Source organism: Pseudomonas sp. F-14 TE3623, assembly GCF_053629015.1.
Genome location: NZ_JBRJHM010000001.1, coordinates 4,282,694 through 4,305,071, shown reverse-complemented (window position 1 = coordinate 4,305,071; position 22,378 = coordinate 4,282,694). Strand labels below are relative to the sequence as shown.

Sequence of the window (22,378 nt, the reverse complement as noted above, 5' to 3'; positions counted from 1 at the left end):
AAACTTCCGGCGCGATGAAGTGTGAGTGCGGATCGCCTTCGATGATTTGATGCTGGGTTATGTCTTAAAAGAAGTTGACTGATGTATTTGAAGAAGTGGTGGTGGTTTAAAAGAGACTTTTTCGTATAAGGCAAGCTGTTTAAGAGATGCCAGGCAGGCGTTACATGCAGACTGGCTCTGGCCGTTGAAAACCTGCTCAGTCAGTTAAGCGAGTAAACCGCTTTTCGTAGGAGCCAGACTTGCCGACGAAGGCGCTCTTAAGGACGCCTTTTCCCTCCAGTCCACTGCCTTCCCATCATGACGGCGCGCGCATGTGGAGTGCGACATCACCCAGCCCGCCGGGCTGACCGAAGCGGGCAAAGCTGATGCCAAAATCATCAAGCAAAAAAAAGCCGCCTAAAGTGGCAGCAGAAAAAACAGCAGGCGTTGAGCAGCCTGAGTATTGCTATTGGAAGGTTACAAAACGATGACGAATTTTTATGCATCGAAGACGGCATTTCGTCACCGTGAGGACCAGGCAGCATCCGATGGCGCGGCGCCCCGCTATGCATCATTCTGGGCAGCACTGACTGACGGCCGTTCAAGCCGCCGGTGGCGTTGCCTCTTTGGATCCAGTTAGGGCGACTCAGCGATCTGCGCTCTCTGCTCTTTCGATATGTAGCCAGTGAAGGCACAATGCGCATCCTTTTTTTGGCTGGCCTTGCCGGAGGCCTCGAAATGATCAAGACGCCGTACTACCTCATCGACAAACAAAAGCTGCTGGTGAACATGCAGAAGATCGCTTATGTGCGCGAACAGTCCGGGGCGAAGGCCCTGCTGGCACTCAAGTGCTTCGCCACCTGGTCGGTGTTCGATCTGATGCAGCAATACATGGACGGCACTACGTCGTCGTCGCTCTACGAGCTCAAGCTAGGTCGACAGAAGTTCGCTGGCGAGACCCACGCCTACAGCGTGGCCTGGGCCGACGACGAGATTGAGGAGATGCTCGACAACTGCGACAAGATCATCTTCAACTCCATCGGCCAGTTGCAGCGCTACACTGAAGCTTCAGCAGGCAAGGTGCGCGGTCTGCGGGTCAATCCGCAGGTGAGCAGCTCGGATTACCTGCTAGCCGATCCGGCGCGGCCATTCAGCCGTCTGGGCGAGTGGGATCCGGTGAAGATCGAGCAGGTCATCGAGCAGATCTCGGGCTTCATGTTCCACAACAACTGCGAGAACGCCGACTTCGGCCTGTTCGACCAGATGCTGTGCACCATCGAAGAACGGTTCGGCCATCTTCTGCACAAGGTCGAGTGGGTCAGCCTGGGTGGCGGCATTCACTTCACCGGTGAAGGCTACGCGATCGACGAGTTCTGCGCGCGGCTCAAGGCCTTTTCGCAAAAATACGGCGTGCAGGTCTACCTGGAGCCGGGCGAAGCCGCCATCACTCAGAGCGCGTCGCTGGAAGTTACCGTGCTCGACACCCTCTACAACGGCAAGCACCTGGCCGTAGTGGACAGCTCCATCGAGGCGCACATGCTCGATCTGCTGATCTATCGCCTGAATGCCAAGCTGGCGCCCAGCGAAGGCGAACACACCTACATGGTGTGCGGCAAATCCTGCCTGGCCGGCGACATTTTCGGTGAGTATCAATTTGATCGTCCTCTGGCCATCGGCGATCGGCTGTCGTTCATCGACGCAGCGGGTTACACCATGGTCAAGAAGAACTGGTTCAACGGCCTGAAAATGCCGTCCATCGTAGTGAAACAACTCGACGGTAGTGTCGAGGTGGTTCGTGAGTTTGGTTACAACGACTACATGTCCAGCCTTTCGTAAGCTGGCAGAGAAGGAGAGAGAGAAAAATTGAAGAAGAACGTACTTATCATTGGTGCAGGAGGTGTCGCCAAGGTGGTGGCCCACAAGTGCGCGCAGCACAACGATGAACTCGGTCGTATTGCTATCGCGTCGCGCAACATCTCCAAATGCCAGGCCATCATCGACAGCGTCAAGGCCAAGGGCAGCCTCAAAGAGCCCGCTGACATCAAAGCCTTCTCGCTCAACGCTATGGATGTCGAGGCGACCAAGGCGCTGATCCGCGAAACCGGATCGCAGATCGTCATCAACGTCGGTTCTGCCTTCCTCAACATGTCGGTGCTGCGTGCCTGCATCGATACCGGCGTGGCCTACCTGGACACCGCGATTCACGAAGAGCCGGGCAAAATCTGCGAGACGCCGCCCTGGTACGGCAACTACGAGTGGAAGCACCTCGAAGAATGCAAAGAGAAGAACATCACCGCGATCCTCGGTGTGGGCTTCGACCCGGGTGTGGTCAACGCCTATGCAGCGTTGGCACAACAACAGTATTTCGACCGTATTGATTCGATCGACATTCTCGACGTCAATGCCGGTTCCCATGGCAAGTATTTCGCCACCAATTTCGATCCGGAAATCAATTTCCGCGAATTCACCGGACAAGTGTGGAGCTGGCAGAACAGTCAGTGGACCAGCAACACAATGTTCGAAGTCAAACGCACCGACGACCTGCCGGTCGTAGGCGCGCAGAACCTGTACCTGACCGGCCACGATGAAGTGCACTCGCTGTCGAAGAACCTCGACGTGCCCAACGTGCGTTTCTGGATGAGCTTTGGCGAGCACTACATCAATGTGTTCACCGTACTCAGGAACCTCGGCCTGCTCTCCGAGCAACCGGTCAAAACCGCTGAAGGCCTGGAAGTCGTGCCGCTGAAAGTGGTCAAGGCCGTGCTCCCTGATCCGAGCTCGCTGGCGCCTGGCTACACCGGCAAGACCTGCATCGGTGATCTGGTAAAAGGCACCAAGGATGGCCAGCCGCGCGAAGTGTTCATCTACAACGTCGCCGACCACGAAGAAGCCTTTGCGGAAACCGACAGCCAGGGCATTTCCTATACCGCTGGCGTGCCACCTGTGGCGGCAGCCCTGCTGGTCGCACGCGGGGAGTGGGATGTGCAGCGCATGGCCAACGTCGAGGAGCTGCCGGCTGAACCGTTCCTCAAGGCGCTGGATGTGATGGGCCTGCCGACCCGCATCAAGGATGAGAATGGAGACCGTCCTTGGAACTGAGGCGCGCAAAATACATGTGAATCTCGTGTTCCGCGCTAGACGCCAAAACGCCGCTCTTTGAGCGGCGTTTTTGTTTGTGCGTCATTTGTCGGATTTGTTGAGGACTGGATCAAGATGGCTACTTTTGCCCCAGGTTAATCGCAATCACCCCGTTGCTCAGCCACCAACAGCAACGACTGCGGCACAGGGCTTTGCGGATGCTGCGGTTCCTGCAGGCCAGCCAGCCGAAAACCGGCCATGTCCAGCGCATTGAGCCAGCTGGACAACGTGCGGAAGTACCACGGCATGGGTTGCCACTGCCCCTTGAACCCAGTGAAGGTTTCCTGCCGCCAACCATCCTGATAGTCGCCCGTCGCCGCGGTCCACGGATGCAGTGTCTGGATCACCAGCGCACCGCCAGGGGCGAGCAGGGCGTTCATGGCGGCGAGCAGAGGGATGATGTCCTGGTGCAACAGGGCGAAGTTGGCGCAGATCAGGTCGTAGTTACTGCCGATGTCCACCTTCGCCTCCACCAACTCTTCATAGCTCGCCAAATGCACCCGCGAAGAGCCCGCCGCCCGCGCCGCCTCGACCAGTGTCGCATCGCCATCCACACCGACCGCCTCGATGGCCCGTTCAGCCAGCGCACGCAACAGCCAACCCTCGCCGCAGCCCAGGTCGAGCACACGCTCGGGTTGGCGGCCTAGTACCGCCAGCAGGATTGCCTGGTCGGTGACCTTGAGGCGGCTTTCGATGGTGCCGGTGCGGATAGCCTCGATCCAGGAGTGGGCGTTGTGGTGCCAGCTCTGGAGGAGGGTGGATTCGGGGGCAGGCATTTCGATGTCCGGAGTTGTCGGGTGGATGAAAGGATAGGACAAATGCGGGTGGAGCAGACCTTCTTGTAACGCTTTATAACGCGGCGGGTGTCTGGATTTTTCTAGATATTTTTTCTAGAGGCGGGGCAAGGCTTATCGCCTCAGGTGGGCGTCTTGGCGCCAGCAACCGCTCGATGGCGCCACTCACCATGTTTTCCATCAAATTATCGCGCTCTTGTTCATCCAGCGAATAGGGCGTCAGCCAACTGGGCGCACCGTTGAGCAAGGCGGCAATGGCATGACCGGCGGCCATCTGGCCCTGTTCACTGAATCGGGGTCGGACGCCGAGCATCAGCAGCAACTTGCGTTCGTACTGTTCGCGCAGTTGCCGGACCCGTTCCTGCTGCTCTTCATTCAGGCAGCCGCTGTCGCGCTCCACCAGACGAAAATGCCAGGGCATCTCCCGATGCAGATTCAGGTGCGCGCGGATCAATTGGTTGAGTCTGTCGCGTTTTGCCGGGGCCGCGTGTTCGATGCGCCCCAGGGTGGCTAGCAGCTCTTCGTAGAACTCCTCGATCAGGTCGAGCAGCATGTGCTGCTTGCTGGGGTAATGGTGATACAGCGAGCCCGGGGCGAGCCCCAGGCAGGTCGCGAGCTCACGCATGCCGACTTGGCCGAAACCCTTGCTGGCAAAGAGCTCCAGCACCTTGTCCCGGTATTCGGCGAAGCGCGAGCAACGCTCAGGCGTAGGCATGGAAGCCACGCCCTGTTTTGCGTCCCAGGTAGCCGGCGGCGACCATTTCCTTGAGCAGTGGAGCGGGGCGGTATTTGCTGTCGTTGAAGCCGTCGTAGAAGGCTTCAAGGATTGCCAGCACAGTGTCCAGACCGATCAGGTCCGCCAACGCCAGCGGGCCGATCGGCTGGTTGCAGCCCAGGCGCATGCCGGCGTCGATGTCTTCGGCGCTGGCCAGGCCTTCCTGAAACACCAGGATCGCTTCATTAATCATCGGGACCAGAATCCGGTTGACTACGAAACCCGGACGGTTGCCGGCGGTGATCGCGGTTTTGCCGAGTGTGGTCGCCATGTCCAGCGCCAAGGCGTGGGTAGCATCGCTGGTTTGCAGGCCACGAATCACTTCGATCAGGCCCATGACCGGCACCGGGTTGAAGAAATGCAGACCGATGAAGCGCTCAGGCTGACTGACACTGGCAGCGAGTTGAGTAATGGACAGCGACGACGTGTTCGAGGCAATCACACAGTCGGCGCTGACCTGCGCGGCGATTTGTTGCAGCACGCGCAGTTTCAGGTCGAGGTTTTCGGTGGCGGCTTCGATCACCATCTGCACGTTTTGCAGGCTGTTGTAATCGGTACTGGTGCGAATCTTGTCGAGGGCAGCGAGCTTTTGCTCATGGGTCAGCGTGTTTTTGGCGACCTGCCGATCGAGGTTTTTATCGACGGTCGCGATTGCCTTTTGCAAAGCACTCTCGCAGATGTCGATCAACGTCACATTGATGCCGGCCAGGGCGCAGACTTGTGCGATGCCATTGCCCATGGTGCCGGCGCCGATGACGCCAATGTTCTGAAGATTCATGCGCATGTCCTTATCAAACCCGTTCGAACAACACGGCGATGCCTTGGCCGCCGCCGATGCACATGGTCGCCAGGGCATAACGGCCTTGGCAACGATGCAGCTCGTGAATGGCTTTGGTGGCGATGATCGCGCCAGTGGCGCCCACCGGATGGCCCAGCGAGATGCCCGAACCATTGGGGTTGACCTTCTGCGGATCGAAGCCCAGTTCTTGCGCTACGGCACAGGCTTGGGCCGCGAAGGCTTCGTTGGACTCGATCACATCAAGGTCGGCAACGGTCAGGCCGGCGCGCTTGAGCACCAGACGGGTGGCGGGAATCGGTCCCAGCCCCATCATCGAAGGTTCCACGCCGGCGTGGGCATAACCCACCAGTCGGGCCATTGGCTTGAGGCCTTGTTCCTGAACAGTTTGGCCCGTGGCCATGATCAGTGCGCCGGCACCATCATTGAGGCCAGATGCATTGCCGGCGGTGACGCTACCGTCCTTTTTGAAGGCGGGTTTCATGCGGCTCAATTGCTCGACGTTGACCTCGGCCCGTACATGCTCATCCGTCGCAAAAGACACCGTCCCTTTGCGGGTCGCTATTTCGATCGGCACGATCTGCCCGGCAAAACGCCCTTCGGCAATCGCTCGGGCAGCACGCTGCTGGCTGAGAAGCGCCAATTCATCCTGGGTCTGGCGCGTGACGCCATAGTGCTCGGCGATATTTTCAGCGGTGATACCCATATGGAAACCGGCAAACGGGTCTTGCAGGGCCCCAAGCATGTAGTCGACGGCCTGCATGTCGCCCATGCGTGCGCCCCAGCGCGCCTGCGGCAACAAGTACGCGCCTCGGCTCATGGACTCGACGCCACCTGCCAGCGCAGCGCCCGCATCCCCCAGCATCAAACTTTGCGCGGCACTGACAATCGCCTGCAAACCCGAACCACAAAGACGGTTGACGTTGAAGGCGGGAGTCTCTTTCGTCAGGCCGGCATTCATCGCTACGACCCGGGAGATGTAGGCATCGCGCGCCTCGGTCGGGATCACATGTCCCATCACCGCATGGCCGATGTGCTCGGGCGCCAGGCCTGATCGTTCGATAGCGGCGCGGCAAACGTCGGTTGCCAACTGAATAGGCGGCACATCCTTGAGTGAACCGCCAAAGCTGCCAATGGCAGAACGGACGGCGCTCACTACAAAAATATCGGAATGGTTCATGTTGGCTCTCTGAATAGGTCTTTTTTGTTGAGCACGAGTCTAGAATCAGCAGCGCCACAGGCCTATGCCAAAACTGTTCAAGGGTGATGGCGTTTTTTGCCATATTCAGATGTGACGAGAGAGGCATTCAAATGCGGGAAACGGATTCAGTGGCGGTTTACTTCATGTACCCCATGATCCATGCGCTACGTGAGGAACCGCAGCGCCTGCGGACAGTACTTGAGCAGGTGGGAATTGATCCGGCACTGATGGATCAGCCGACGGCACGGGTGCCGGCCACGGCTTTCGCCGCGTTGTGGCTGGTGCAGATTCGTGAGTTGAACGACGAATTTTTCCGGTTGGACTCCCATGGAATGCCACCAGGCAGTTTTGCCTTGATCTGTCGGGCATTGATTCAGGAACCGACACTGGAAAAAGCCATGCTTCAGTGCCTGGCCAATTTCGCTCTGTTCCTGCGTGATTTTCGCGGCACGTTGAGTGTGCGTGGCAAGCGCGCGGTCATCAGCTTGCAGACCCGTTCGCAGAACAGCGAGGTCAGCCGGTTGGGCGAAGAAACGTTTCTGGTGTTGATGATCAGTCTGCTGTGTTGGCTGGGCGGGCGGCGCATTCCTATCGATCGTGCGGACTTTCGTCATCAGCGTTTGTCGCTGCGAGATGATGCCATGCTCTGGGGCCCCAACCTGACCTTCGGCACCGAACGCACCGAAATCGAGTTCGCCAGTCACTACCTGCGGTTGCCGGTGGTTCAAGACCTTGCCTCGCTGAAAGTGTTTTTACGCACCGCCCCGCAATGGCTGGTGATCCGTTTCCGCAACCAGCATGGGATGGCGTCGCAGGTTCATCAGCGCTTGCGCCACAGCCATTACAGCGAATGGCCGACCTTGCAGGCCTTCGCCCAGGAGCAGCACCTGAGCCCCAGCACCTTTCGCCGGAAACTGGGACGCGAAGGCTGTTCGTATCAGGAAATCAAGGATGAAGTGCGGCGCGCGGTGGCGTTTGAACGGTTGCGCCAGAGCAAGGCGAGCATCAGCGATATTGCCGAACAGTTGGGATTTCAGGAGCCGAGCGCGTTCCATCGGGCATTCAAGAAGTGGACGGGGGAGAGCCCGGGGCGGTATCGGGCGCGGTTTCAGGAGGGTTCTGAATAAGCCCTGCTCGATAGGTCACGGCAAGACTTTATCAGCCCCGAAAAAGTAGTTTTTCAGTGCCGAGCCGTGCAAGGAAGGAGCGCAGATCGCCGCAGATTGGGTTCGGTGATCATATGACTATGGTTGAGCAAGATACCTGGCGTCACACCGGGAGAGTTGGAAGCTCGCCGACCCACATAGCCCTGGTTATCTGGATTAAATCAGAATCTAGGCGAGTGACCTTTGAGACAGACGGCCATTTCTCAGATTGACAGCGCGGTATTGGAGTCGATATAAAAAGCACAGTTGTACGACGACAGACGATTTATCGACTGCTCAACCCTAAAAATAAAAAAGTGTCGGCCCCATCATGAATTCATCCCGTTTACCCATCTCCCTAAACGCCCATTCCAAAGCTGCGATCTTGGCTGCTTGCCTTGGCGCGGCCTCAACGCGTTTCGACGATGCTCTAAGACCCAATTGATCTCGTTTAAAACCGAGAGATCATCACCCTAATCCAACAATAAAGTGATGCCATGAATCTGAACGAGCCCATCAATGCTCAGCGAGTCGGCCAGGCCGTCGGCAAATATCGCTGGACGATCTGCGCGCTGTTGTTTTTTGCCACCACCGTCAATTACCTCGACCGCCAGGTATTGAGTCTGTTGGCGCCGGACCTATCGACGCAATTTGGCTGGAGTAATAGCGATTACGCGAACATCGCCTCGGTCTTTCAGTTTGTCTACGCGATTTCCATGCTGTTTGCCGGCCGGGTGGTCGACAAGATCGGCACCAAGACCGCCTATGTAGTAGCGATCGGCATCTGGTCGACTGGCGCGATCATGCACGCCTTTGCGGTGCCGATGGGTGAGGGGATTGGTGCCGTGTTCAGCGCGTTCGGCATTGCCATGATTCCGGTTTCGATCGCAGGTTTCATGGTGTCGCGCGCCGTGCTGGCGATAGGCGAAGCGGGAAACTTCCCGATCGCAATCAAGGCCACCGCAGAATACTTCCCGAAGAAAGAGCGTTCCTTTGCCACCGGCATTTTCAATTCCGGTGCCAATGTGGGCGCGATCCTGGCGCCGATCTGCGTGCCGCTGATTGCCAGCCTATGGGGCTGGGAAGCGGCTTTCATCGTAATCGGTATGTTGGGCTTCGTTTGGGTGGGTGTATGGATTGCACTGTACGAGAAGCCGGAGCAGCAAAAACGCCTCTCGGCGCAGGAACTGGCCTACATCCGCAGCGATCAGGTCGTGCAGGTGGTCACCCGCCCGGTACCGGGTGTCGCCGATAAGAAAGTATCGTGGTTCAAATTGCTGACCTACCGTCAGACTTGGGCTTTTGCTTTCGGTAAATTCATGACCGACGGTGTGTGGTGGTTCTTCCTGTTCTGGCTTCCCACCTATCTATCGGCGCAATACGGCATGAAAGGCGAGGCCATCGTGATGCCGCTGGCCGTGTTGTACAGCATGACCATGGTCGGCAGTATCGGCGGCGGCTGGTTCCCCAGCTATTTCATGTCACGCGGCGATGCGCCGTATGACGGTCGCATGAAAGCCATGCTGGTGATCGCTTTCTTCCCGCTGCTGGTGTTACTGGCGCAGCCATTGGGTTACATCAGTTTCTGGGTGCCGGTGCTGTTGATTGGCGTGGGCGCATCGGCGCACCAGGCATGGTCGTGCAATATTTTCACCACCGTGTCGGACATGTTTCCGCAAAAATCCATCGCTTCGGTGGTCGGTATTGGCGGTTTGGCCGGCGGCTTGGGCGGTGTAGTGATGACCAAGATCGGGGGTTGGGTGATCGATCACTACAAACTGATCGGTGATATTCATACCGGCTACATGATCATGTTTGCTATCTGTGCGTTGGCTTATCTGGTGGCATGGAGCTTCATGAAGGCGCTGGTACCTCGCCATAAGGAAATCACCGATCTGTAAATGACTAGCCCCCGTCAGTCAGCGAGCGCTACGCACTGCGATGGATTTTGTCGCAGTGCGTGGGCTTGACTGCCTTCCTCTGAGCCTCCGCAACCCGCTGAACATGTTGATTTGGTCGACGAAGTACGGCCTGTCGGTGCCGACCATCGGATTGCCATAAGTGAAGGAGGGCGCACGACCAAAGCAGCGCTTGCCTGGAAATCCTGCTGTTTGGCCGGTAACCCTGCACCAGAAACCTCTCATCAGCCCGCGATAAGGGCGACAGCTCGTCAGAGCGCATCCTGGCCTCGTCGCCGATAGCTTGGCGCTCCTCACCGCCGGGTAGTTGCAGGGGGAGGTGATCCGGCCGATGGCTACACACAGTCGTTCGGCATGATCTAAGCTCCAAAAGATGGTTTTTGCGAGCAGGGGTTTCAATGCGAAGCACACCTGAAAACAGCCTGAAAAATGCGTTGAAAGCCTGTAGAGATAGTTTTATTTCTGTTGGTTTTTTCAGCTTTTTCATCAACGCGCTCATGCTCGTGCCTACCTTCTATATGCTTCAGGTGTATGGGCGAGTGATGGCCAGCGGAAGCCTGACAACCCTGGCAATGCTGACGCTGATCATGACCGGGCTGATTATCACGCTCGGTTCCCTGGAGTGGATTCGTTCGCGCATCATGGTTCGGGTCAGTACCCGACTGGATGTGTTGCTCAGTCGCCAAGTCTATAAGGCCAGTTTCAAACGGGCTCTGGACAGTGGCGGGATGGATGCCTCGGCCCAGTCGCTCAACGACTTGACGGGCTTGAGACAGTTTCTCTCCGGTAACGGTTTGTTCGCCTTTTTCGATGCGCCCTGGTTGCCTATCTATATCGCCGTGATGTTTATGTTTCATCCCTGGTTTGGCTGGGTAGCGACGGGCAGTGCGCTGCTGTTGTTATTGCTCGCGTTTATCAATGAGAGGCTGACGGGGCCGGCGCTGGCCCAAGCGAACAAGGAACATATTGGCGCGACGCTCTACACCACGAAAAATCTGCGCAACGCTGAAGTCATCGAATCCATGGGCATGCTTGAAACCCTGATGGACCGTTGGGGACTTCGTCAAAGAAACGTTCTGTTGCTGCAGGCCGAGGCGAGCGACAGAGGCGCCATAATCAGCACGCTTTCCAAGACCTTCCGGATCCTGGTGCAATCACTGATCCTTGGCCTGGGGGCGTACCTGGCCGTGGACCATCAAGTGGGGGCTGGCCTGGTGTTTGCCGGGGCCGTGCTGCTAGGGCGCGCATTGGCCCCCATCGATCTGATCATCGGCAGTTGGCGGGGCTTTATTGCGGCCCGCTCGCAATACCGCCGTCTCAACGACATCCTCGACAAACAACAGGCTCAGCCCGAGCGTATGTCATTGCCGGCGCCTCAGGGGCACGTGCAGGTGGAGAGTCTGGTTGTTGCGGCACCTGGCTCGAAAACGCCGATCATCAACAACATAAGTTTCAGCGTACCTGCCGGCTGTGTTGTCGGAATCATCGGTCCAAGTGCCGCGGGCAAGTCCACGCTGGCCAGGGCACTGATGGGGGTATGGGTGCCGCTGCATGGTGTGGTCCGGCTCGATGGCGCGGACATCAGCGCGTGGGATAAACATGAACTGGGGCCGTATATAGGTTACTTGCCCCAGGACATTGAGCTATTCGAAGGCAGTGTCAGCGAGAACATTGCCCGCTTCGCCGAGGTCGACTCGGCAAAAGTCATTCAGGCTGCGAGGACCGCTGGCGTTCACGAAATGATTTTGCTGTTGCCCGATGGCTACGACACCGTCATTGGCAGCGAGGGCCTCATGCTGTCGGGTGGGCAGCGCCAGCGCATCGGGCTGGCCCGTGCCCTGTATGGCAACCCGCGGCTGATTATTCTCGACGAGCCCAATTCCAATCTTGACGAAGTCGGTGATCGCGCCCTGGTGGCTGCCATCCAGCAGCTCAAGCAGACCGGCGCGACCCTGTTCGTCATTACTCACCGAACCAACATCGTGTCGCAACTTGACCGGCTCATGGTGATGAACGCAGGGGTTATCAGTCTCTACGGGCCACGCGAGCAGGTGCTCGCCGAACTCAACGCGCAGAGACAACAGGCGCAAAAGCACGCCATGTCGGCAGGCGCCAGCATGGCTTCGGTCAAAACCAGCAAGGGCGATGCCGATGAACCCTACGATGCCCAGTCGTCAAATTGAAAGCTTCGCCGGCCTGCCGATATCTGATCGTAAAGCACGCCGCCTGGGCATTGGTATTGTAGGGGTGACCTTCGGCCTGTTCGGCACTTGGGCGGCGCTCGCGCCCCTCGACGGTGCCGCTTACGCGCCGGGAGTGGTCACCGTGCAGACTTACCGCAAAACGGTCCAGCACCCTGAAGGGGGCATCGTCAAAGCGGTACTGGTCCATGACGGTGACATCGTCAAGCGCGGTGATCCGCTGATCATTCTTGATGATGCCCAGTTGCGCTTCGAATACGAGATAACCCGAGGCCAGCTGGTTGCGACCAGAGCCATGGAGGCAAGGCTCAGAGCCGAGCGCGACACACTGTCGGCGATCAGCTTTGGGGAGATAGCCGATTCCGAGAGTCTGCGAGGAGTGGAAGCGCGTCAGGGCGAGACCCAGGTATTCAACGCCCGGCAGGGCTCGCGGCTGGGCCAGATCTCGGTGTTGCGCGAGCGCATTGGCCAGTTGAATCAACAGATCAAGGGGCTGGAGGCGATGATTGGCGCCAAGGTTCATCTGGAGAAATCCTACAGCGGTGAAATCGTTGAATTGACCGACCTGCTCAAGCAAGGGTTCGTTGACAAACAACGTCTGCTCGAGCAGGAACGCAAGCTGGGGATGCTCAGGTCGGAGGTGGCTGATCACCGTTCAGCTATCAACAAGACTCGTCTGCAGATCAACGAAACACAGCTGCAGATTCTGCAAATCGACAAGGATTTCAGTACCGAGGTGGTCAAGGAGCTGGCCGAGGTGCAGACCAGGATGTACGACCTGCAAGAGAAAACCTCCTCCCTGGAAGACCGGCTCAGTCGTATCGTCATCCGCGCACCCGACGCGGGCATGGTGATTGGCATGACAGTGCACACCATTGGGGGGGTCGTGAGCCCGGCGACGCCGCTGCTGGATATCGTGCCCTCGGTTTCCGAGCTGGTCATAGAGGCCCAGGTGGCGCCGGTGGATATTGATCGTGTCGCCATCGGCAAGCGTGCCGATATCCGTTTCGGCGCGTTCAATAGCTCGACCACTCCGGTGATCGAAGGCGAGGTCAGCAGCGTATCGGCTGACCGGCTGGTCAACGAAAAGGCCGGGACGGCCTATTACCTGGCGCGGGTGCGGGTAACCGAGGAGGGTGCGCGCACCTTGGGTGAGCGCAAGTTGTTGCCGGGGATGCCGGCGGACGTATTGATCATCACCGGGCAACGCACGTTGTTGCAGTACTTGATGCAGCCGGCTCGCGATGCCATGGCTCAATCGATGATCGAGGAATAACCATGAACGCATCGGCAGTTCTGCTGGGCGGTGCGTTCATGCTTGCAGCGGGAGCCGCCCTGGCGCAAACCCCTGCAGCCACGCCAACCGGGGTCAGCGCCTCGACGTTTTCCACCGACCTCATGCAGTTGTATCGTGAGTCACGGCTGGAGGATCCGCGGGTGTTGGCCTCCTATGCGCAAGCGCAGGCGGGTAAGGAACATCAGCGCGAGGCTATGGGTGCGCTGTTCCCGCAAGTATCGCTCAACGCCGGGAACAATCGGATTCATCAGGAGAGCGACTTGGTGCAGCGCAGTTACGACAGCGAAAACTACAGCCTGGTGCTGCGTCAGTACCTCTACAACAAGGCCGCGTGGGAGAACTACCAAAAATTCAAAAGTCTGGCCAAGCAGTCCGAATCGCAAGCGCTGGACGCCCAGGCCGAAGCCACGGTGGACTTGGCGCAGCGTTACTTCACCGCGTTGGCGGCCGAAGATGAACTGGAGTTAGTGAAAGCGGAGCGTCGAACCACGCAAAAGAGTCTGGACCGAGTCAATGCGTTGTACGAAAAGCAGCTGGCAATGATTACTGATCAGCTCGACCTCAAGGCCCGGGTAGATTTGCTGGCGGCGCAGGAGCTGGATGCCCAGAACCAGGCCAGTATCAGTCGCGAGGCACTGGCGGAGATCGTCGGCCGGCCGGTCAAGGAAAAGCTCAACCGGATTCGCGATGACGTGCAACTGCGGGTTTCAGCGCAGAGCCTGGAAACCTGGGTCCGCGACGGTATAGCGCTAAACCCGGCGCTCAAGGCCAACGAGAGCAGTGTGGAAGCCGCGGGCGCAGCGTTGCGTAGCGGCAAGGGCGGGCACTATCCGACCCTGAGCCTTACGCTGAGCGCGCAGCAGACCAACGAGGGCTACAACAATACCCTGCAGCCGCGCACCGACAGTTATGTCGCCGGTATCGGCGTGCAGGTGCCGCTGTACAGCGGCGGCTCGACCTCGGCGCGGGTCCGTGGGCTTTACCAGGATCAGATTACCGCTGAGCAGGAGCTGGAAGCGATCCGGCGCCGGGTGGTCAAGGAGATCACCAGCGCTTACCTGACCGCCAATTCGAGCGGAGAAAAAATCAATGCGAGCCGCAATGCCCTGGCCTCGGCACAGCTGTCCAGAGTGGCGGCAGAGAAAGCCCTCGATTACGGAATGGTCAATGCCGTCGATGTACTGACCAGCGTACGCAACGAATTCCGGGCTCGTCGTGACCTGCTCAAGGCGCAATACGAGTTCGTCACAAATGTCCTTACTCTCAATCGCTGGGCGGGAAAGCCGCCTGCCGAGGGTGTCGAAAGCGTTAATGCCTGGTTGAGTCCCGGCAGCTCTAGCCAAAGCCTCACATCCCACTGATTCTGCCGCACTATCGATCCCCGTCCCGACTTGCTCCCTCATTTGGACCATAACCTCCAGCAGTTCAGGTGTTGGTTGCTATGTGTTGTCGCCAGAAAATCGAGCACCGCAGTCATGTGGCTACCCAAGCGCACTTGGTAGGTAAAACCAGCGGCAAGACCTGGAACTGCAAGCATTATCATGGATCGAGGAGGCGAGTCTCGCCGATAAATTGACGCCAGTGTTACGGTTGTTCTTGTACGCAAACCATTTGTCGGTTAATTGACGATTTTGATCGCTGTCAGACGTTGGTCGGAGGTCGCCCTTGGCGCTCATAAACCATTGAATTTATAGGGAGTATTTATCCTTTTAAACATCGGCCGAACGACTTGCATCAGGCTTGAATCGACGACTGGCGGATGTGCAGGCTGGCAGCGCCTTGGGCTGGCCTAGACTCAGTTGAACAGCTCGAGGGAGCACATCAATCATGCGCAAGCTATTGATGATTATTCCTATTTATGTTGCCTCGATGGCTTTGCCCGGTTTTTGGAAACGCCTGCAGTCTCTGTCGGTGAAGCCAGTGGAAGTGTTGCCCGAGTGGGCACGGTGAAGGCCTGCCAGCGTTCGCATCTGTCCTTCGATCACGGTGGTCAGGTGAGCGAGCTGCTGACCCAGGAAGGCCAAGGGAGGGAGGTCAGAGTTAATTCTTCAAGGGAGTCAGGAAAGTAATGACGACCCACAGAAAAACAATACGCGTGATGCTGATCGATTGTCGTCCCCTCGTTCTCATGGGCCTTCAAGATTTGATCAATGCCAGGAAGCCTCAGATGGAAGTGAGCGGCCAGGCCACCACCTATACCAATGCGCTGGATCTTGCCGATCAGTTGCGTCCCAATGTGATTTTTTTCAGTTTCTTTCCAGATGCGCTGAACCCACTGGAGGTCGTTGCGGGGCTCACCCGCAACGCCGAAATGAAAGTGCTGGTGCTCAAGGGCCTGTACGAAGCCGTCCCCGTTGCCCAGGCAATAGAGGCGGGCGCACGGGGTATCGTGCTGGCGGAAGATCCGACGGAATCGATCATCCAGGCCATCATCACGGTCCACCACCGCGACACCGGAAAGGATAGAGCCTGGGCCGGTGGGCTTTCCGGCTATTCCGCGACTGAGCATATACACTTGAAATGCAATCTGGAGCAGGCGAAACAGGCGCGGCTGACGCTGCGCGAGAGGGAACTTATTCGCGCCATTGTGGGGGATCCGTCCGCCAAATACATGAGCATCGCCGGGCGCCTGGGCATCAGTGAACACACCGTGCACAACCACCTCAGCAACATTTATCAAAAGCTTAATCTGATCAACCGTATCGATTTGCTGATGTATGCGCTGAAGCACGGGCTCACCAACAACGAAAAGCCACCCGAGTCCTCGTGGGTGGAACTGGATTTGGTTTCACGTCAAAAAAAGACGCTCTGACATCCTCTGGCGCGCTTGGGCCGACACTGTATCGCCGTCCTTGTCGGTGGCTTGCCACTGGGTACCCAGGTTGATGCGAGCGTGCGGATCTCCTATTGGAAGTGCAAAAAAATGCGAGGGTGGCTTGCGCCACCCTCGCATCTTTTTACGCGCGTTTCTCAGACGCTGCCGTAAACAATATCGCTACTCAGAAGATCGACCCCGACCAAGGTGATGGTCGTGACTTGTCCGCCCGTTTCGGCAACCGTCACGATGCTGTCTGCACCGCTGATGTCGATCGATTGGACAACCGCGCTCTGGTCGCCGTTGAGCACCAGGGCGTCTCGCAGGTTTGCGCTCGCATCGAAGCCAGTGACCTGGTACAGGTTCTCATCGACTGACAAATCGATGTTGAAGGCATCACGCTCACCGCCTGTGCCCACCAGCGAGAAGTCGAAGAGGGCATCCTCCGAGTCGTTGGCGAACAGGTTGGCGTCGAAGGTACTCGTCGCCGAGTCCCCATCCTTGTCCGTCAGCGTCGCGTTGAACGTCAGCTGGACATCGCTGGCCAGGCTCTCGCTCTCCTGAATGAACTGGATCGTCGGGATCTTGATCTCGCCTCGGGCCATCGTGAGCTGAACAGCGTCAATCAGATTCGTGCCATCGCTCTCAATGAGGAAGGATACCTGTCCGCCTGCCTCCGGAGTCAGGGTGTTCACTTCGATGAGGTTCGAGAACGTGCCATCCTCGTAGAAGGCCCTGTAGTACAGGTCCTCGGTCGCCGTGTTGTAACCTCCCACGGAGTTGTCGATAAAGACCCTCATGCCCGTCAGCAGGCTCTCTGGATTGATGACGAAACTTTCGTCGTCAACGCCGATTGCCGCCAGGTTATCTCCCTGGAACAGGTTATTGGCGACGCCGATGCCGGCCGTGCTGACGTTCATGGCCGACGGGTCGATGTACGAGGGCAGGGGGTTGGTCTGTAGCGTGGCTTCGGTGGGGTCGGGTTCTCCGAGCCCGATACCGGTCAGGATGTCCGAAGTGGACGCAAGCGCCTTCGCGGAGAAGAAGACAACCTCCTCAGATGGCGAAGGAATAGTCGGCGGATCCTGCTCCGGAATTAACAAGGTGCGCACGGGATCCGGGCCGCCGGCGCCGAGCGCGCCGTCGGCAGTGCTGAGCACGATCTCCGAACGGAAGCCTTGCACCAGATCCAGTGCATAGCGGCCATCGGCATAGGCAGTCAGCGTGTAGTCGACGCTGGTATCCGCGGTTGCGGCGTTGTTGTCGAAATCACCCGTCAACGTCCCTGCGAATTGGTACGCGCCGTTGCCGTCCGGTGAGGGCGACTGCTCGGTGAGCGTGGCGGTCCCGGTGGTGGTCGTGTTGTCTGGCCTGACGAGGGTGAACTGGCTATTCACAGAGATATCCAGACCAGCCGCACCCAACCCGTCGGCGCCCGCCGAATTGTCCCAGAACCCGAATTGCGGCAGGACGCTACCGGTGCCGATCAGGTTACCGAATGCAAGCGATGGACCGTCGTCCTTGAATATCAGGTTCTGTCCGATGTTGAGGGTCGCCTGGACGCTATCGCCGTCCTTGTCGGTTGCGGTCCCTATCAGCGTCACCAGGTTGTCCGCCGACAGCGTCGTCGAATCATCTGGATTGGTGGCGTCGGGATGCACCACTGCGCGGAGCTGGTCGAGTGTGACGTCACCATTGGCGGCGACGCTGGCCGTGAACACCAGCAGGTTGGTCGTGGCCGTGCGGCCTTCCACCACGCCACCGTTGCGTGACAGGTTGACCGCCTCGCCGGTGGCCGTGTCGGTCAGCCCGGAGGCCCCCGCCACCACGCCCAGCGCGTAGGTCAGCGTACCCGCACCATCAGCACCAAATGCGGAGCTGAAGTTGGCGGCAAAGTTCTGGGTGGCGTTGGTTGCCAGCACCGTTTCGTCCACCGTCAGCGTTGGCTCGGTGCCGGTGGTGCTGATGCTTGGCCCGTCGTCCTTGAACACCAGATTCTGGCCAATGTTGAGGGTCGCCTGGACGCTATCGCCGTCGCCATCAGTTGTGGTCGCCGTCAGCGTCACCAGGTTGTCCGCCGACAGCGTCGTCGAATCATCTGGATTGGTGGCGTCGGGATGCACCACTGCGCGGAGCTGGTCGAGCGTGACGTCACCATTAGCGGCGACGCTGGCCGTGAACACCAGCAGGCCGGTCGTGGCCGTGCGGCCTTCGACCACTGTGCCGTTGAGCGACAGGTTGACTGCCTCGCCGGTGGCCGTGTCGGTCAACCCGGAGGCCCCCGCTACCACGCCCAGCGCATAGGTCAGCGTACCCGCGCCATCAGCGCCAAACGCTGAGTTGAAGTTGGCGGCAAAGTTCTGCGTGGCGTCGGTCGCCAGGAATGTTTCGTCCACCGTCAGCGTCGGCTCCTCGCCAGTGGCGCTGATGCTCGGTCCGTCGTCCTTGAACACCAGATTCTGCCCAATGTTGAGGGTCGCCTGGACGCTGTCACCGTCGCCATCGGTTGTGGTTGCCGTCAGCGTCACCAGGTTATCCGCCGACAGCGTCGTCGAATCATCGGGATTGGTGGCGTCGGGATGCACCACTGCGCGGAGCTGGTCGAGCGTGACGTCACCATTAACGGCGACGCTGGCCGTGAACACCAGCAGGCCGGTCGTGGCCGTGCGGCCTTCGACCACTGTGCCGTTGAGCGACAGGTTGACCGCCTCGCCCGTGGCCGTGTCGGTCAGCCCGGAGGCCCCCGGTACCACGCCCAGCGCATAGGTCAATGTACCCGGGCCATCGGCGCCGAACGCCGAGTTGAAGTTGGCGGCAAAGTTCTGGGTGGCGTCGGTGGTCAGGACTGTTTCATCCACCGTCAGCGTCGGCTCCTCGCCGGAGGCGCTGATGCTTGGTCCGTCATCCTCGAACACCAGGTTTTGCCCGATGTTGAGGGTCGCCTGAACGCTATCGCCGTCGCCATCGGTGACGGTCGCCGTCAGTGTCACCAGGTTATCCGCCGACAGCGTCGTCGAATCATCGGGATCGGTGGCATCGGGATGCACCACTGCACGGAGCTGGTCGAGCGTGACGTCACCATTAGCGGCGACGCTGACCGTGAACACCAGCAGGCTGGTCGTGGCGGTGCGGCCTTCGACCACTGTGCCGTTGAGCGACAGGTTGACCGCTTCGCCCGTGGCCGTGTCGGTCAACCCGGAGGCACCTGCCACCACGCCCAACGCATAGGTCTGCGTGCCGGCGCCATCAGCGCCAAACGCCGAGTTGAAGTTGGCGGTAAAGTTCTGCGTGGCGTTGGTTGCCAGCACCGTTTCGTCTACCGTCAGCGTTGGCTCCTCGCCGGTGGTGCTGATGCTCGGTCCGTCGTCCTTGAACACCAGGTTCTGCCCAATGTTGAGCGTTGCCTGAACGCTGTCGCCGTCACCATCGGTGGTGGTCGCCGTCAGCGTCACCAGATTGTCCGCCGACAGCGTCGTCGAATCATCGGGATCGGTGGCATCGGGATGCACCACTGCGCGGAGCTGGTCGAGCGTGACGTCGCCATTAGCGGCGACGCTGGCTGTGAACACCAGCAGGTTGGAGGTGGCCGTGCGGCCTTCTACCACGCCACCATTGAGCGAAAGATTGACTGCCTCGCCCGTGGCCGTGTCGGTCAGCCCGGAGGCCCCCGGCATCACGCCCAGCGCATAGGTCAGCGTACCTGGGCCATCAGCGCCAAACGCCGAGCTAAAGTTGGCGGCAAAGTTCTGCGTGGCGTCGGTCGCCAGCACCGTTTCGTCTACCGTCAGCGTCGGCTCCTCGCCGGTGGTGGTGATGCTCGGGCCGTCATCCTTGAACACCAGGTTTTGCCCGATGTTGAGGGTCGCCTGAACGCTATCGCCGTCCTTGTCGGTCACGGTTGCCGTCAGCGTCACCAGATTGTCCGCCGACAGCGTCGTCGAGTCATCGGGATCGGTGGCATCGGGATGCACTACTGCGCGGAGCTGGTCGAGCGTGACGTCACCATTAGCAGCGACGCTGGCCGTGAACACCAGCAGGTTGGTCGTGGCCGTGCGGCCTTCGACCACTGTGCCGTTGAGCGACAGGTTGACTGCCTCGCCGGTGGCCGTGTCGGTCAACCCGGAGGCACCTGCCACCACGCCCAGCGCATAGGTCAGCGTACCCGCGCCATCAGCGCCAAACGCCGAGTTGAAGTTGGCGGCAAAGTTCTGTGTGGCGTCGGTCGCCAGTACCGTTTCGTCTACCGTCAGCGTTGGCTCCTCGCCACTGGCGGTGATGCTCGGGCCGTCATCCTTGAACACCAGGTTTTGTCCGATGTTGAGCGTTGCCTGAACGCTGTCGCCGTCGCCATCGGTTGTGGTCGCCGTCAGCGTCACCAGATTGTCCGCCGACAGCGTCGTCGAATCATCGGGATTGGTGGCATCGGGATGCACCACTGCCCGAATCTGATCGAGCGTAACGTCGCCATTGGCGGCCACGCTAACCGTGAACACCAGCAGGCTGGTCGTGGCCGTGCGGCCTTCGACCACTGTGCCGTTGAGCGACAGGTTGACTGCCTCGCCGGTGGCCGTGTCGGTCAGCCCGGAGGCCCCCGGTACCACGCCCAGCGCATAGGTCAGCGTACCCGGGCCATCAGCGCCAAACGCCGAGCTGAAGTTGGCGGCGAAGTTCTGTGTGGCGTCGGTCGCCAGCACCGTTTCGTCTACCGTCAGCGCCGGCTCGCTGCCGGTGATGCTGATGCTCGGGCCGTCGTCCTCGAAGATCATCTTGGAGCCGATTTCGGCGATCGAAGTAGAGGCTTGGCGCAGCGTGAAGCCGCCGATATCAAAATCGGCGTGGTCATTGCCTCTGGCGTCAATGGCCGCCCCGTTCTCGATGAGCACGCGGTTGTGGTTCGACGTTGTGGTGTATTCAATCTGGTAACCGGCCAAGACGCCGGTGATGGTTGCAACCCCGGCAGCAGAAAAGCTGATGGTAATCGCCGGATCATTCACTGTTCCGTCTGAATTCTCGATCACTAGCCCGGTGCTATTGTTGATGACGCGAACATTGGTGATGGCAACCGGCGTATCGTTCGCATAGCCGTTGATGAAGTTCACGCCAGGTTCAGCAGCGGTACTGAATGCGCTGATTTTTACCACGGCACTCTTGCCGCTTTGCAATTGCACGACGTCGAAATTGGCCGAGGTCGTATTGTAGACGCTGGTAAAGTCAATGTTGGACTCAACGTCTGCTTCGGTCTGACTAAGGTTGGGAACGGTCACATCCTGCCTGGCGCCTGTGACGAACGAAAAGCGGATGCCTTCCTGTTCCACAATCATCTGATTGTTGGTGCCGATGGTGGTCGAGCCACCCCCCTGGCTGGTATTGACCGTGTCGCCAGTATTTATATTGGCACCGCTTGACTGGTCTGCGGGGTCCTTACCGGTGGCGATGATGGTGGGAACCGTGATCCGCACGACACCATTGACAGTTTCAGTTGTCGGGTTCGCTTTCGTGAACATCAGGAACAGGTTCTGACCGGAGGGCGCACCGGCAAGACTGAAATCCAGGTCCTGAGTGGCTCCGATGAACACCTTATCCAGCAGATTGAGCGAATCATCGGGGTTCGTAGCATCTGGGTGCTTGAGGGGTTGGTACTCCACGGTCCAGATCTTGCCGCCGGTGACCGGTGATCCGGTTTCTTCAATGTAGGCAGCGAACACGATCGCGCCATCCGCGCCTCCGGCTCGGCCCAGAAGGATGTTGTTGTTCGTGTCCGTATAGAGAAGGATGCTGGTGCCATCAAGGGTGTCCAGTCCGCTGTCCACGCCATTGAGGGGGGCGCCAGCGCTGTCGACGAAGCGGATATCGGTAATGCTTCCGCCGCCGTTGATGGTGAACGCATTGCTGCCCGTGTTGCCCGCGACACCGGTGTAGCCACTCAAGGCCGCACCCGTTGCGGTACCTGCTCCAAGTGCGGTCAAACGGGTAGAGAAGGAAGAGGGCAGGGATGCCACCAGAATGTCGTTGTCGTCAGCGTCTCCTGCAGGGGTTGGCGTGGCGGTGGCGTTCTGTAACCCGGCCGTTTCGTCTAGCACAACGTCCTCGCCGGTGATTGCAATAGCCATGATTTTTCTCCCGAGCAATTGCGGTCATGAGGTCTGACCATTGACCTCTACAACTATGACCAAGCGCCGGGAATTGCGCATCGGCCGAAACTCCCAAGCGGGATGGGAGTTTCGGCCTAGTCGTATTCGTAGGAGGTCTGTCGCAGGGTGCCCAGGTTGATGCGAGCGTGCGGATCTCCTATTGAAACTGCAAAAAACAATGCGAGAG

The 22,378-nt window shown here is 59.0% G+C and carries 14 protein-coding genes; 9 read left to right on the top strand and 5 right to left on the bottom strand.

All coding sequences use genetic code 11. From position 1 onward, the window contains the following. The first annotated feature begins 717 nt into the window (after positions 1-717). Entirely contained in the window at positions 718-1,815 is a 1,098-nt protein-coding gene (gene nspC, locus AB7M29_RS19885) for a carboxynorspermidine decarboxylase (protein WP_052963753.1), read from the top strand. 27 nt (positions 1,816-1,842) lie between these two features. Next, positions 1,843-3,078 (top strand): saccharopine dehydrogenase family protein, encoded by a 1,236-nt coding sequence (locus AB7M29_RS19880; RefSeq protein WP_454247640.1) that lies wholly within the window; start codon positions 1,843-1,845, stop codon positions 3,076-3,078. 134 nt (positions 3,079-3,212) lie between these two features. Here the strand turns inward: AB7M29_RS19880 and AB7M29_RS19875 are convergent, their stop codons facing one another. The 4 genes from AB7M29_RS19875 to AB7M29_RS19860 all read right to left on the bottom strand — a co-directional run bounded on the left by AB7M29_RS19875 (position 3,213) and on the right by AB7M29_RS19860 (position 6,662). Further along, positions 3,213-3,893: a class I SAM-dependent methyltransferase gene (locus tag AB7M29_RS19875; RefSeq protein WP_454247639.1), complete on the bottom strand. Its 681-nt coding sequence runs from the start codon at positions 3,891-3,893 to the stop codon at positions 3,213-3,215. Between the two features lie 73 nt (positions 3,894-3,966). Further along, the gene (locus AB7M29_RS19870; protein WP_454247638.1) at positions 3,967-4,626 is read right to left on the bottom strand and encodes a TetR/AcrR family transcriptional regulator; all 660 of its coding nucleotides are present in this window, start codon (positions 4,624-4,626) and stop codon (positions 3,967-3,969) included. Further along, positions 4,613-5,464: a 3-hydroxybutyryl-CoA dehydrogenase gene (locus tag AB7M29_RS19865; RefSeq protein WP_123722434.1), complete on the bottom strand. Its 852-nt coding sequence runs from the start codon at positions 5,462-5,464 to the stop codon at positions 4,613-4,615. Before AB7M29_RS19865 ends, AB7M29_RS19870 begins: the two co-directional genes overlap by 14 nt. A 13-nt stretch (positions 5,465-5,477) precedes the next feature. Beyond that, complete coding sequence (locus tag AB7M29_RS19860) at positions 5,478-6,662, bottom strand: acetyl-CoA C-acyltransferase family protein (protein ID WP_454247637.1); 1,185 nt, start codon at positions 6,660-6,662, stop codon at positions 5,478-5,480. 131 nt (positions 6,663-6,793) lie between these two features. On the opposite strand from AB7M29_RS19860, the gene AB7M29_RS19855 reads away from it, so the two are divergent. From AB7M29_RS19855 to AB7M29_RS19825, 7 genes are all read left to right on the top strand, one after another. Further along, on the top strand, positions 6,794-7,810 hold the full coding sequence (locus AB7M29_RS19855; RefSeq protein ID WP_454247636.1) for an AraC family transcriptional regulator: 1,017 nt from the start codon (positions 6,794-6,796) through the stop codon (positions 7,808-7,810). Between the two features lie 515 nt (positions 7,811-8,325). Then, a complete protein-coding gene (locus tag AB7M29_RS19850; RefSeq protein WP_454247635.1) occupies positions 8,326-9,729 on the top strand; it encodes an MFS transporter in 1,404 nt (467 codons plus the stop codon). A 416-nt stretch (positions 9,730-10,145) separates the two neighbouring features. Further along, the gene (locus tag AB7M29_RS19845; protein WP_454248739.1) at positions 10,146-11,930 is read left to right on the top strand and encodes a type I secretion system permease/ATPase; all 1,785 of its coding nucleotides are present in this window, start codon (positions 10,146-10,148) and stop codon (positions 11,928-11,930) included. After that, positions 11,911-13,224, top strand: a complete 1,314-nt coding sequence (locus AB7M29_RS19840) for an HlyD family type I secretion periplasmic adaptor subunit (protein ID WP_217856147.1) — start codon at positions 11,911-11,913, stop codon at positions 13,222-13,224. The genes AB7M29_RS19845 and AB7M29_RS19840 overlap by 20 nt, the downstream gene beginning before the upstream one ends. Before the next feature lie 2 nt (positions 13,225-13,226). Continuing rightward, on the top strand, positions 13,227-14,606 hold the full coding sequence (locus AB7M29_RS19835; RefSeq protein ID WP_217856145.1) for a TolC family outer membrane protein: 1,380 nt from the start codon (positions 13,227-13,229) through the stop codon (positions 14,604-14,606). A 466-nt stretch (positions 14,607-15,072) separates the two neighbouring features. Beyond that, on the top strand, positions 15,073-15,195 hold the full coding sequence (locus AB7M29_RS19830; RefSeq protein ID WP_264082251.1) for a hypothetical protein: 123 nt from the start codon (positions 15,073-15,075) through the stop codon (positions 15,193-15,195). 118 nt (positions 15,196-15,313) lie between these two features. Next, the gene (locus tag AB7M29_RS19825) at positions 15,314-16,057 is read left to right on the top strand and encodes a response regulator transcription factor (RefSeq protein ID WP_123722444.1); all 744 of its coding nucleotides are present in this window, start codon (positions 15,314-15,316) and stop codon (positions 16,055-16,057) included. A 158-nt stretch (positions 16,058-16,215) separates the two neighbouring features. On the opposite strand, the gene AB7M29_RS19820 is transcribed toward AB7M29_RS19825, so the two are convergent. Further along, positions 16,216-22,170, bottom strand: coding sequence for a DUF5801 repeats-in-toxin domain-containing protein (locus tag AB7M29_RS19820; RefSeq protein ID WP_454247634.1), 5,955 nt, complete (start codon positions 22,168-22,170; stop codon positions 16,216-16,218). Positions 22,171-22,378: the final 208 nt, after the last annotated feature.

Coding starts and splice junctions, on each gene's coding strand:
- AB7M29_RS19840 (WP_217856147.1), top strand. CDS start 11,911: ATGCCCAGTCGTCAAATTGAAAGCTTCGCCGGCCTGCCGATATCTGAT.
- nspC (WP_052963753.1), top strand. CDS start 718: ATGATCAAGACGCCGTACTACCTCATCGACAAACAAAAGCTGCTGGTG.
- AB7M29_RS19845 (WP_454248739.1), top strand. CDS start 10,146: ATGCGAAGCACACCTGAAAACAGCCTGAAAAATGCGTTGAAAGCCTGT.
- AB7M29_RS19860 (WP_454247637.1), bottom strand. CDS start 6,662: ATGAACCATTCCGATATTTTTGTAGTGAGCGCCGTCCGTTCTGCCATT.
- AB7M29_RS19865 (WP_123722434.1), bottom strand. CDS start 5,464: ATGAATCTTCAGAACATTGGCGTCATCGGCGCCGGCACCATGGGCAAT.
- AB7M29_RS19870 (WP_454247638.1), bottom strand. CDS start 4,626: ATGCCTACGCCTGAGCGTTGCTCGCGCTTCGCCGAATACCGGGACAAG.
- AB7M29_RS19855 (WP_454247636.1), top strand. CDS start 6,794: ATGCGGGAAACGGATTCAGTGGCGGTTTACTTCATGTACCCCATGATC.
- AB7M29_RS19820 (WP_454247634.1), bottom strand. CDS start 22,170: ATGGCTATTGCAATCACCGGCGAGGACGTTGTGCTAGACGAAACGGCC.
- AB7M29_RS19835 (WP_217856145.1), top strand. CDS start 13,227: ATGAACGCATCGGCAGTTCTGCTGGGCGGTGCGTTCATGCTTGCAGCG.
- AB7M29_RS19825 (WP_123722444.1), top strand. CDS start 15,314: ATGACGACCCACAGAAAAACAATACGCGTGATGCTGATCGATTGTCGT.
- AB7M29_RS19875 (WP_454247639.1), bottom strand. CDS start 3,893: ATGCCTGCCCCCGAATCCACCCTCCTCCAGAGCTGGCACCACAACGCC.
- AB7M29_RS19830 (WP_264082251.1), top strand. CDS start 15,073: ATGCGCAAGCTATTGATGATTATTCCTATTTATGTTGCCTCGATGGCT.
- AB7M29_RS19850 (WP_454247635.1), top strand. CDS start 8,326: ATGAATCTGAACGAGCCCATCAATGCTCAGCGAGTCGGCCAGGCCGTC.